13 protein-coding genes are annotated in these 11,807 nt (G+C 63.1%); 12 read left to right on the top strand and 1 reads right to left on the bottom strand.

Annotated elements, in window-relative coordinates; translation table 11 throughout:
• On the bottom strand, window positions 1-1,917 hold a 1,917-nt coding region (locus DB032_RS23350), incomplete at its 3' end, for an amino acid adenylation domain-containing protein (RefSeq protein ID WP_146176795.1).
• 391 nt (window positions 1,918-2,308) lie between these two features.
• Here DB032_RS23350 and DB032_RS23345 point away from each other — a divergent pair.
• The 12 genes from DB032_RS23345 to DB032_RS24290 form a co-directional block, all read left to right on the top strand.
• The gene (locus DB032_RS23345; protein ID WP_107801567.1) at window positions 2,309-2,692 is read left to right on the top strand and encodes a GPW/gp25 family protein; all 384 of its coding nucleotides are present in this window, start codon (window positions 2,309-2,311) and stop codon (window positions 2,690-2,692) included.
• Entirely contained in the window at window positions 2,689-3,420 is a 732-nt protein-coding gene (locus tag DB032_RS23340) for a phage tail protein I (protein WP_199225979.1), read from the top strand. The genes DB032_RS23345 and DB032_RS23340 overlap by 4 nt, the downstream gene beginning before the upstream one ends.
• Window positions 3,421-3,450: 30 nt before the next feature.
• On the top strand, window positions 3,451-4,872 hold the full coding sequence (locus tag DB032_RS23335) for a phage tail protein (protein ID WP_107802127.1): 1,422 nt from the start codon (window positions 3,451-3,453) through the stop codon (window positions 4,870-4,872).
• Entirely contained in the window at window positions 4,869-5,441 is a 573-nt protein-coding gene (locus DB032_RS23330) for a hypothetical protein (RefSeq protein WP_146176778.1), read from the top strand. The genes DB032_RS23335 and DB032_RS23330 overlap by 4 nt, the downstream gene beginning before the upstream one ends.
• 109 nt (window positions 5,442-5,550) lie before the next feature.
• The gene (locus tag DB032_RS23325) at window positions 5,551-6,696 is read left to right on the top strand and encodes a baseplate J/gp47 family protein (protein ID WP_107801561.1); all 1,146 of its coding nucleotides are present in this window, start codon (window positions 5,551-5,553) and stop codon (window positions 6,694-6,696) included.
• The gene (locus DB032_RS23320; RefSeq protein ID WP_107801559.1) at window positions 6,689-7,345 is read left to right on the top strand and encodes a phage tail protein I; all 657 of its coding nucleotides are present in this window, start codon (window positions 6,689-6,691) and stop codon (window positions 7,343-7,345) included. The genes DB032_RS23325 and DB032_RS23320 overlap by 8 nt, the downstream gene beginning before the upstream one ends.
• Window positions 7,342-8,028 (top strand): phage tail protein, encoded by a 687-nt coding sequence (locus DB032_RS23315; protein ID WP_107801557.1) that lies wholly within the window; start codon window positions 7,342-7,344, stop codon window positions 8,026-8,028. The genes DB032_RS23320 and DB032_RS23315 overlap by 4 nt, the downstream gene beginning before the upstream one ends.
• A 309-nt stretch (window positions 8,029-8,337) precedes the next feature.
• Window positions 8,338-9,561 carry a hypothetical protein gene (locus tag DB032_RS24000; RefSeq protein ID WP_146176777.1) on the top strand — a complete coding sequence of 408 codons (1,224 nt, stop codon included), beginning with the start codon at window positions 8,338-8,340 and terminating at the stop codon, window positions 9,559-9,561.
• A gap of 11 nt (window positions 9,562-9,572) precedes the next feature.
• A complete protein-coding gene (locus tag DB032_RS23310) occupies window positions 9,573-9,872 on the top strand; it encodes a hypothetical protein (protein WP_107801555.1) in 300 nt (99 codons plus the stop codon).
• Window positions 9,873-10,071: 199 nt separating this feature from the next.
• Window positions 10,072-10,818 carry a hypothetical protein gene (locus DB032_RS23305; protein WP_233246773.1) on the top strand — a complete coding sequence of 249 codons (747 nt, stop codon included), beginning with the start codon at window positions 10,072-10,074 and terminating at the stop codon, window positions 10,816-10,818.
• A 15-nt stretch (window positions 10,819-10,833) separates the two neighbouring features.
• Window positions 10,834-11,127, top strand: a complete 294-nt coding sequence (locus DB032_RS23300) for a tail fiber assembly protein (protein WP_107801551.1) — start codon at window positions 10,834-10,836, stop codon at window positions 11,125-11,127.
• A 176-nt stretch (window positions 11,128-11,303) separates the two neighbouring features.
• The coding region (locus tag DB032_RS24290) for a type VI secretion system Vgr family protein (RefSeq protein ID WP_233246772.1) at window positions 11,304-11,807 on the top strand (504 nt) is incomplete at its 3' end.

The raw sequence follows: 11,807 nt of genomic DNA, 5'->3' as shown, positions 1-11,807 counted from the left end.
GAAGAAGCTGTCGTCCAGTCCGACGCGCTCCAGGCCCAGGGTCTGGGCGAAGGCTTCGGCCAGCCGTTTTTCTTTTTCGGTGACCGGCTCGCGGTGTTCGGCCAGCGTCAGCTCCGGCGCCGGCAGGGCGCGGCGGTCCAGCTTGCCGTTGGGCGTCAGCGGCAGCGCGTCCAGCGCCACCCAGGCGGCGGGCGCCATGTAGTCGGGCAGGCGGGCGGCCAGCGCGTCGCGCCAGCGCGCGACGTCGGCCTGGGCGCCGGCGGCGGGCACCGCGTAGGCGACCAGCCGGCGCTGCCCGGGCGCGTCCTCGCGGATCAGGACCACGGCCTGGGCGACGCCGGGCTGGTCCAGCAGCGCGGCTTCGATCTCGCCCAGCTCGATGCGCAGTCCGCGCAGCTTGACCTGATGGTCTAGGCGGCCCAGATAGTCCAGCGCGCCGTCCTCGCGGCGGACGACGCGGTCGCCGGTGCGGTAGAGCCGCTGGCCGGCGGCGAAGGGGTGGGCGACGAAGCGCTCGGCAGTCAGAGCCGGACGGCGAAGATAGCCGCGGGCCAGGCCGACGCCGCCCAGGTACAGCTCGCCGGGGATGCCGGGCGGCAAGGGCCGCAGCATGGCGTCGAGCACGAAGAGCTGGGTGTTCCAGATCGGATGGCCGATGGGCACTGAGCGGCTGTCGCGCACCGGATCGCAAGTCCAGGCGGTGACGTCGACGGCGGCTTCGGTGGGGCCGTAGAGATTATGCAGCGGGCAGGGCAGCGTCTGGGCGGCGCGGGCCAGCAGCGGCGCGGGCAAGGCTTCGCCGCTGCACAGCACGCGGCGCAGGCTGGCGCAGCCGGCGCTGGCGGGTTCCTGCAGGAAGGCATCCAGCATGGAGGGGACGAAATGCAGGGTGGTGACGCCGCGGCGGCGGATCAGCTCGGCCAGATAGACGGGATCGCGATGGCCGTCGGGCCGGGCCAGCAGCAGCGAGGCGCCGGCGATCAGCGGCCAGAAGAACTCCCAGACCGAGACGTCGAAGCTGGACGGGGTTTTTTGCAGCACCACGTCGTCGTCGGCCAGCGGGTAGGCGTGCTGCATCCACAGCAGACGGTTGACGATGGCGCGATGGCTGTTGACGGCGCCCTTGGGGCGGCCGGTGGAGCCGGAGGTGTAGATGACGTAGGCCGGATGCCTGTCGTCGTCGGGGTGGTCCAGCGGCGCATCGGACAGGGTCTCGAGCGCATCGTCGATCTGGTCCAGGCATAAGGCGTGTTCGACCGGCAGGCCGGCCAGCAGCTCGGAGCGGGACAGGACCACGGCGGGCTGGGCGTCGGCCAGCATGAAGGCGATGCGCTCGGCCGGATAGTCGAGATCGATCGGCAGATAAGCGCCGCCGGCCTTGAGCACGGCGAGCAGGGCCACGACCAGATCGATGGAGCGGGGCAGCGCGACGGCGACCAGGGTTTCCGGGCCGACGCCGTCGGCGCGCAGGCGGCGGGCGAGGCGGTTGGTGCGCTGGTGCAGCTGGCGGTAGCTGAGGGCGGCCTCGTCGAAGCGCAGCGCCTCGGCGTCGGGGCTGAGCGCGGCCTGACGTTCCAGCAACTGGGTCAGGGTGGCGGCGGGCAGCGGGGCGTCGGTGCGGTTCCAGGCGGCGAGCGCGTCTTGTTGGGCCGGCGTGGCCGGCGGGATGCGGGCGAGCGGCAGCTCGGGCTGTTCGGCGATCAGGCGCAGCAGCTCCAGCAACTGCCGGGCGATGCCGTCGACGGCGTCGGCGGAGAAGAGATCGGGCCGGTAGCCGAAGCGCAGCTCGAGTTCGGGTCCGGGATGCGGGTAGGTGCGGCCGGGGCAGAAGCGGACGAAGGGCAGCAGGGCTTCCTGTTGTCCCAGAGCGTTCAGTTTGTAGCGGCGGCGTGGGGGAAAGTTTTGAGCGTGTTGCATGGTGTTTCTCCTGCTGTGACACAAGATAAACCACCTGCCGGGGAAGACTGAAGTATTGGGCAGGCGCGAAGCAGGATTGGCGTACCGGAAACGATAAAACCGGCGAGTGCATAGCACTCTCCCACCACGAGCCTGCCCTTTAGGGCGCTGCTATGGTGTGCGCGGCGGTAGGATCACCGCCGCTTTTTTTATCGTTTAACGGGACGCCAATCCCGTGTGCCGCATGTGGGCGGCAACGGGGGGATTGTTGCCGACCGGGTGCGGAGGGTCAAGGCATGGAGGCAAGGCTTGCGCCGGATGCGGCGGCATCCGCGAAATTGTCCTTGTAATTCAATTGTTTCCCTAACCGGCTTTAAAAGCCCCGCGGCGGGCCTTGCGGCATCATAGGCCCATGACCCGCATATCCGACATCTCCTCCTTGCACTGGCAGCCGGCCTTGCAGGCCCGCGATCAGGCATCCCCCGCTGACATCGTCGAAAACCTCGACGACATCCATCAGGCCTTGCGCATCATCTTGGGCACGCCCAAGGGCAGCGATCCGCTGCGGCCGGAGTTTGGCAGCGATTTGTTCCGTTATCTGGACTACCCGGTGGATCGGGCCCGGCCGCATGTGGTGCGCGAGGCGGTGGAGGCGATCAGCCACCCCTTGTACGGCGAACCGCGCGTCGCCGTGGCGCGAGTGTTCTACAGCGTGGGCGGCAACGGCGACGCGCGGCTCAGCGTGCAATGGCGGCTGGCCGACGGCGTGATCCGCGAAACCGAGTTGCGGCTATGAGCGCGGCGGCTACGGGCAGCGGAACCGTGCCCAATATGTTGGCCAAGGACGAACGCTTCGGCCAACTGGCGCAGCTCACCACCCGCTTGGGCGACGCCGATCTGAGCACCTTGCTGGTCTATCTGGTGGATCAGGTGGACGCCGGCTGGCTGCCGGCGCTGGCCGAGCAATTCCATGTCGCCGGCGACGAGGGCTGGCGGCTGAGCCAGGGCGAGCGCCAGCGGCGCGAGCTGATCAAACAGTCCATCCACCTGCACCGCAGCAAGGGCACGCGCTGGTCCTTGCAACAGGTGCTGGCCACGCTGGCCTTGTCCGGCCAGATCAGCGAATGGTTCGAATACGGCGGCAAGCCTTATCACTTCAAAATCCAAATCGACCTGGCCGCCCGCGGCATAGACGCCGCCACGCTGGCGGCGCTGGAGGCGATGATCAACGAGTACAAGAACGCCCGCTCGGTGCTGGAGCGGCTGGCGCTGGTGTTGAGCAACCGCAGCGCCGTTCCGGTGCTGGCCTTGGCCACCCAGGCCGGCGAACTGGCCACCGTGCTGCCGTTCCAGCCGGTGTCGCTGGAGCAGCGCGCCAGCTTGAACGCCGCGCTGGCGTTAGACAGCGTGGAGACCGCTACTGTCTATCCGTTTCAGACGACGGCGCTGCGGCAGCAGGCGCCGGTGACGCTGGGCCTGGCGCACGCCAGCGTCGAGACGGTCACGCTTTATCCCGCAGCATGAGACCCCTTGAATCTTTTCCAGGAGCAATCGATGGCCAATGAGTTTTTCACGCTTCTCACCGCCAGCGGCAAGGCCAAGCTGGCGGCGGCGCAAGCCAACGGCGCGCCGCTGCAGATCAGCCAGATGGCGGTGGGCGACGGCGACAACGGCGGGTATTACACGCCCAGCGAGAGCCAGACCGCGCTCAAGCACGAAACCTGGCGCGGCGCGCTCAACCACCTGGCGGTGGACCCAAACAACCCCAACTGGGTGGTGGCGGAAGCAGTGCTGCCGGATACGGTGGGCGGTTTTTACATCCGCGAGGTGGGCCTGTTCGACAGCCGCGGCGATCTGATCGCCGTCGGCAAATTTCCCGAGAGTTACAAGCCGCTGCTGGCGGCTGGCTCCAACAAGCAGCTCTATGTGCGGATGATTCTGGAAGTGTCCAACACCGCGGCGGTCACCCTGCTGGTGGACCCCAGCGTGGTGCTGGCCACGCGTTCCGCGGTGGAGCAGCGCATCGCCGAGGAGTTGGCGAAGCGGGACTTGCCCCTGACCGCTTTGCCGCTGCCCTGCGTGGCGACGGCGGACAACCGGATGGCGGTGACCGCGGCAGCGGTGGCGGGCCAGGGCGGCACGGTGTCGGTGCCGGCCGGCATCGCCATCAGCCTGGGGCAGGACACTCAATCCGGCGTCGGCAAAGCGGGAACCTTCATCACCAGCGCCTGGACCAGCCCGGTATTGGCGCCCGGCAGCGAGTACTTCCTGCGCGCCCAAATCGTGTCCGGCGTCTTGACTTGCTATGTGCAGAAAGGGGCGTTGACGGACGCGGCGCCGGCGTCCTTGAAGGGGGCCGCCAATGGCGCGGCGGGAGGCGGTTTTTTCTCCACGGCCTTGGATATCTGTTTGGCCAGGGTGATCACCGGCGCGGCCGGCAGCGCGCCCGTTGTGCAAAAAGTGATCAACCGCGGCGCAGCCAGCTGGTCCGCGACGATGAATGGCTCCGGCACCGCCTATCTGCCGTTCGATCCCTTCATCAAAACCGGGCGGATCACCGCGTCGACGATCACGCCGCATCCGACGCAAATTTCGCAAATTAGCCATGGCAGCGGGGGCTGGACGGGCGCCGCCTATTGGTTGGGCTGCCCTACCGGTACCGGCGGCGGTACGGCGAACATGTCCAGTTACTCGAACTGGACGGGCCCCGCCGCCGTGCTCATCACGTCCAATAACGTGGTGGGCGATATGGTGGTGTCCACCTGCACCGGCATGTTCGAGCACATCGCCGGCAAGTCGATGTGGCAGGTCTTGCAGATGGAGCATCAAATCGGCGACGCCACGGGCGCAAACGGCGATGAGCATTTGATGGGGGAGGGCACCAAGAACCTGTTGCCCGCCGATTACGACAACGGCTTGGCCATCAGTTACAGCAACTGCGTCAATGCCTTGCTGACTTGGGAGGTGGTGCGATGAGAATGGTGGAAAACCTACTGTCTTACGATGGCGAGCTGCGTCCGGCCCAGCCTTCCGACAATCATGTGTGGACCGGCGCGGAATGGCGATTTGACGCCGCCTTGCAAGCCGAGCGGCTGGAGCAGCATAAATTGGCGCAGTGCGCGCGCCTGGACGCCGAGGCGGACGCGATTGCCAACTGGCATGCGATTTCGCCGCCGCGTCTGGCCGAATACCAGCGCGCCGCCGCCGAGGCGCAGGCGTTCAAGGACGCCGCTTACAAGGGCGAGGCGCCGCCGGCGGTGCGCTCCTGGGCCGAAGCCAAGAGTTGGGACGGCCAGCAGGCGGCGGACAGTATCCTGGTCAAGGCGGCCGCCTGCGAACAGGCGCTGTACGCGATCCGCGACGCGCGGCTGAAGGGCAAGGAGGCGGTGCGTCAGGCCGCGGACGAGACGGCGGCGCGCGCGGCGACCGACGAGGCCGTGTCCCGGCTGCAGCAGCTGGCCGCCGGCGATTTCGCCGCCGCCTTGCCGGAAGCCGAAGCCGGCCGCGCCGGCAGTCTGTTCAAGTTCTTTTCCAAACGGCTTTAAAAGCCGGCGGGGAGCATGATGGCGGATCATTTCGCCATCCGCTTCCTCTTCGGCGCCCCGCGGCGGCCGCGCCTGGCCGCCGTCGCGCCCCATTCAAGGACGTTCTTCCATGACCCCAGACTTGCCCAAGTTCATTGATGACGATCCGCATCTCGTCACCGCCGAGCTGATCGACGCCTACCAGAAGATGAGCGGCAAGACGCTCTATCCCGGCCAGGTGGAGCGTTTGCTGATCGATTTGATCGCCTATCGCGAAAGCGTGGTGCGCGCCGCCTTCAACGACGCCGGCCGTCAAAACCTGGTGGCTTTCGCTCGCGCGCCCATGCTGGACTACCTGGGCGAATTGGTCGGCGTCAGCCGCTTGCCGGCCCAGCACGCGCGCTGCACGGTGCGCATCGCCTTCTCCCAGCCGCTGGCGCTGGCGCAGCTGATTCCGGCGCAGACCCTGGTGGCCGGCGGCGGAGTGCAGTTCCAAACGCTGGCCAGCCAGATTGCGCCCGCCGGCAGCAGCAGCGTCGACGTGCCGGTCAGCGCGGTGGAGGCCGGCGCCGCCGGCAACGGCTTTGTGCCGGGCCAGATCAACGCTCTGGTGGATGAACTGGACGTGGACGCCAGCGTGGTCAATATCGATACCAGCGCCGGCGGCGCCGACGCCGAGGACGACGAGCGTTTGCGCGCGCGCATTAGGCTGGCGCCGGAGTCGTTCAGCGTGGCCGGCAGCGCCGCCTCCTATCGTCACCACGCGCTGCGCGCGCATCAGGACATCGCCGACGTGGCGGTGATCAGCGCCAGTCTGCAACAGCAGAACGGCGAATTGCAAAGCGCCAATCAGGTGCCGCCCGGCGTGGTGCGGCTATACCCGCTGACCAAGACCGGCATGCCGCCGGACAGCCTGCTCAGCGTGGTGGCCGCCGCCTGCAGCGCCGACCGGGTGCGGCCGCTGACCGATCTGGTGGAGGTCTTGCCGCCGGAGGATTACGGCTACCGGGTGCGCGCGCGGCTGACGCCGTATCGCGACGTCGATCCCAAAACCGTGCAACAGCAGGCGCAGGCCGCCGTCGGCGCTTTCGTGCAGGCGCAGGCGGAGCGCTTGGGCCGCGACATCGTGCCGTCGCAGCTGATCGCCACGCTGTCGGTGTCCGGCGTTTACCAAGTGACTTTGCTGGAGCCGGCCGCCACCCAGGTGGTGCCGCCGCAGGGCTGGTCGCACTGCACCGGCATTCAGCTTGAAATGACCGGAGGCCAGGATGGCTGATGTGACCCCCAATCTGCTGGCGCGCGACGCGCGCTTCGGCCCGCTGGCCCGGCTTAGCGAACGCTTGGGCGACATCGACCCAGGCGGCCTGTTGGTTTATCTAGTGGACGCGGCCAAGCCGGAGCTGTTGCCCCTGTTGGCCGAGCAATTCCATATCGACGGCGATGAAGGCTGGCTGCTGACCCAGAGCGAGCGGCAGCGCCGAGATCTGATCAAGCAGAGCATAGAACTGCACCGCCACAAGGGCACGCCCTGGGCGCTGCGCGAAGTGTTCCGCATCCTCGGAGTGACGGTGGAACTGGAGGAGTGGTGGCAGCGCCAGCCGCCGGCCGCGCCCTATACCTTCGAATTGACCGCCTGGGCCAACGACAATCTGTTGCCCGGCCAGGCCTTGTTGAATCCCGAGCTTTACCGCCGGCTGCGGCGCATGGTGGAGCTCGCCAAGCCGGCGCGCAGCACTTATCGCTTCAAGCTGGGCGCGCGCTTCAACGGCCGCTTGGGCCTGGCTTCGGCCGCTCAGGCGCGCGCCTTGATCCGCCGCAGCGCCGAGACGGCGCCGATGCGGCTGGCGCCGCAGCAGCTGCTGACCCTTTCATCCGCCGCGCAGATCTATGGCGTGGTCCACGTCACCATGGAGGCATCGTTGTGAGCACCCCTTTAGCACCTCTTATCACCGCCGCCGGCCTGGCCGCGATCTGGCGCGCCAGCAATGACGGCGTGTCCGCGCAGATCACTCACATCGCCTTGGGTGACGGCGCTTACGCGCCTGCGCAGAGCCAGACCAAATTGCGCGGCGAACAGGCGCGCTACCCTATCGCCGGCGGCGAACGGCTGGGCAATACCCAGATCCATCTGACCGCCATCGCCGACGACGACAAGGCGTTTTGGGTGCGCGAGATCGGCTTCATCTTGGCGGACGGCACTTTGTTGGCGGTCTGGTCGGACCCGAAGGCGGCGCTGGCCTATAAGGCCGCCGATGTGCAATTGCTGCTGGCCTATGACCTGGCCTTGAACGCGCTGCCGCCGGACAGCGTCACCATTCAATCCAGCGGCGCCGGCCTCAACTTGAGCCTGGCCAGCGAGTTGGCGGCTTTGGCCGCCGCCCAGATCAGCGAGGCCACCCGCGGTTTGGAGCGCGACGATCGCATCCGCGCGCAGGCGGACAAGCAGCAGGCGCTGGAACCGCAGGTGGCCGCCCTGCAAAGCCAAAGCCGAGCATTGGAGCAGGAGCATGCCGCCGATAAACGCGCTGGCCTGGAACTGGCTACTGCCAACGCGGCGACCATCGTCAGTCTCCAGCATTTGTTCGTGAAACAACATCTGGGCATTTGAGCCAACGGATCGTGGGGGGAGGCGGGCAGCCAAGCGTTGAGGATGAAACTATTTTGAGCCGCCTAGGCGGGCAGTGCTGATGTTGCTGGCACATCGCATGCGGTAAAGAGACAGCATCCAGCACTTGTCGCAGGGCTTCCCCGCCTATCTCATGAATACGCTGATCCGCTGTTTAGTTCGGCATTTATTGAATTTATTAATTTAAATGTTCATTAATTGCTGGACTTGTCATGAAAGAGTGTTGGTAAAGGCGGTTTTGATGTCAGCCGAAATGGCTGTGTGTTGTTGTTTGACTTTAAGGAGAAAGAGATGAGCTTGGAAAGCAATGTTGCAGATCTGGTCAAGTCAGCAAATGCATTGACTGGAGTTGTCAATGGCAAGATCGGCGCTATTGATAAAAGGGTGGATGTTCAAGTCGCTAAAATGGACAGCACGATGGCCAATTGGGGAACCACGGCCAGCCAGATTCTGGAAGTGGGACCGGGCAAGCCCTTCAAGACGATTTATGAGGCGTGGACATCCTTGAGTGGCAAGGTATTGCGACATGATGTGAAAATTAAAGTGAGTGACGGGGTGCACACCAGTACTTCAATTCATTTGAGAGGGCAGCCCTATGCGCATCGGATCAGGATTGAAGGCAATATTAAAAACCCGGAGGCATGTGTGCTTAAGTTTGTGCCGGATAACGCCAAGCTTTCTCATGGGGTGATTTTTAATGGGGTGCGGGGGGTCAATTTTAGTGGGTTTAAAATTGTCGGAGAGAACGATGCCGATAAAAATTTCACTTGGCGTGGCGTGAATTTGCAAAGAGGAGCTTATGTGGTGTCCGACCCTAACTCTATACAAATAGAAGGTGTGCATAATGGTGTTGAATTGATTTATGGCAGTCTTTATTTTTGCCCTGGTTTAAAGGTAACAGATTTTGGCGGTCATGGAATATTGGTGCATGATTTTTCTCGAGCGACTGTTGATGACGTGAAGTTAAAAGGAAGGGGGAAGCAGTTTGTAAGTGTCAGGCCTGATGGTGTCAAAGTCATAACCATTGGAATCAAGGCTGACTATCAATCTTTTGTAACAGCGCATCGTGCTGTGATTAGCCAGTGCAGTGATACGGGGTGCCTTGCCGGCAAGAATAGTGTTGTTTTTGCCTATGGAGTACAAATCCGAGATTGTGCCAATTATGGTATTTACAGTAGTTCCGGTTCTAAAGTGGAGGTTCACCCAAATGATGGGGAGCCTTCTGCAATCAAGGATTGTAAGGTAGGTGTTGGCGCACGGTATCAAGGCGCTGTATTTGGTAGTGATCTGGCTATTCAAAATGTTGAGAAGGGTTTCTATGTTGATCTGGCGGGTCTGGCTAGCGTGGTTGGTAGCTCAGCCAGTCATTGTTCGGTCATCGCTTATGAGGCAACCAACGGAGGATTCATCAATGCGACAGGTAGCTCTGCCAAATCAATAGAAAACAAAGTCAAGTACTCCCCGGCGAGTAGCGGTGTGGCAGGTAATGCCAACGCGACCATCGTTTTTAGTTAAGGAGAAACATCATGGACTATATTGAAAATATTAATGAATTTGATGAAGGAGCGGCCGGCCTGAATTTGGATGGCGGCTGGTTTGATTATACAGAAGGCACCGAGGTGCCGGAGGTGGATGCTGATCATTATCTGCGGGCAGCGGCGGAGGGGAAAATCCTTAGCGCCTATAGCATCCAACAACAGTTGAACATCGTGCGTAGAGGAAAAAAGGAGGAGGTCGAAGCAATGGGTACATTCATCGATGCGGTTCTGGCTTGGAGAGGTGGTGCCAACCCAGACTTCGACGAGCTTGAGAAAATTCAACCCTGATTGGAAGGGATGAATAAGAAGCCACTTGGGGAGGTGGCTTCCTTTGCTTTTTTAAAATGTTTTAAGATACAGCGCATTTTGCCAGTGCCAGAATGCTTCCTTGTCAGTCTCGAGTTCGTTCATACCTTTCTTGCTGTGGACGAAAAGCATGGTCGGACCCAGGGTCCCGGCCGAACTCTGTGATGAACCATTGGAGAGCATGATGAGCTTGGAAAGTAATATCGCGGAACTGGTACAGGCGTCGAATGCGCTGACCGGCACGGTAAACGGCAAGATTGCCGATATCGATCGACGCGTGGATGTCAAGATTCAGCAAATGGAGGCTTGGCGTAAGGAGAATACGCCGGAACGCCGCATCGTCATCGATTTCACCATCGGCGGCAGCAAGGATTTCTTCTATCCGGTGTGGTGGCGTTTCCGTACCGCAGGGGAAGATGGTACGCATCAAGTGTCCATCGTTCGAAATTATGCGTGGAACGGCGTGGAGAATGAACGGCCATTGAACGCCAGCAGCGTGCACCAGGCCGGGTTGTTGCTGGAAATGGAGGGCAGCGACGTGGCTTGGGGCGGGGACGCCAAGTTTCTCGAAATCAAGCGCTTCAGCGAAACCTATAACCCGACGGTATCGCATGTTTCTCATGCGATGTATTGCAAGCAATATCGGATAGACATGAATAAGCCGGTGTACAACAGTATTCCGGAGGGGACGCTTGCTGCATGCAATATGGTGCTAAGTGGCGCATATCTGCGTGGCGGCGGTTTGAATTATCGCGTGATTTCCAATCTGCCGCTGGATTTTGGTTTTCATGATGGCAAGGGCGGCGCGCGCGAAATTGCGAATGGACCGCATGTGAATGTGCGCTGGGAGGTCGAGCCGATTGCATTGGCCAGCCGCGTTGCGCCGCCGCAAACCCTGAACGCTTTTGTCGACGCGCCGACCGCTTAACTCCAGGAGATTCCGATGCTGATGATTGCCAAACTGCCTAACGGCATGATCAATGTGCCCGCCGACCAACTGGCCGAACTAGACGTCGACGCGGCCACTGCGAGCCAGCTGATTCGCGCAGCCAAGTTGGAGCTGCTGCGTATTGAGCGCGACCGCCTGCTAGCCGTGTCCGACAAAACCCAGTTGCCGGACGCGCCGTACAGCGCCGAGCAGCGAACCGCCTGGCAGGCCTACCGCAAGCAACTGCGGGATATGCCCGAGTCCGTGCCGGACCTTGACCATGTAGTGTGGCCGGCTCTCCCGGCCTGATGCCGCGGTTAGCCAATAAAAAACCCCGCCAAGGCGGGGTTTGTCTTTGCACGTAGCGGATCAGGACTTGGCCGGGGCTTCCCAGCCGCCGCCCAGCGCCTTGTACAGGCCCACCACGGCATTCAGTTGGTCCAGCTTGGCGCTGACCAGGCCCAGTTCCGCCTGGAAGCTGTTGCGTGCTGCACCCAGGCACCGAGGTGCTGGTCAGCTTTGTGCTGGGCGATGTGGACCGGCCCTATATCAGCGGCTGCCTGCACAATTCCGAACTCACCGACAGCAACCCCGGCGCGCACTGGGACAGCCGCAACCTGATCCGCACCTGGGCCAACAACAAGCTGCGGCTGGAAGACCGCAAGGGCCAGGAGCACATCAAGCTGGCCACCGAGTTCGACAAGAGCCAGCTCAATCTGGGCCACGCCGTGGATGGCCAGCGCGCGCCGCGCGGCGAAGGCTTTGAACTCAGAACCGACGGCTGGGGCGCGCTGCGCGCCGCCAAGGGGCTGTTCCTCAGCACCGACGCCCAACCCAAGGCGCGCGGCAAACAACTGGACATGCAGGCGGCGCTGGATCAGCTGGAAGAAGCGGCCCAATTGGTGGACAGCCTGCGCCAGGCGGCTCAGCAGGCCCAGGCGGAACTGGCCGACCTGAACGCGCAGAAACAGCTGCTGCAACAGACGCTG

It is taken from the genome of Chromobacterium sp. Panama (assembly GCF_003052555.1).
Classification (GTDB): domain Bacteria; phylum Pseudomonadota; class Gammaproteobacteria; order Burkholderiales; family Chromobacteriaceae; genus Chromobacterium.
The sequence above is the reverse complement of the archived record's forward strand: the minus strand, read 5'-3'. Positions and strand labels throughout refer to the sequence as shown.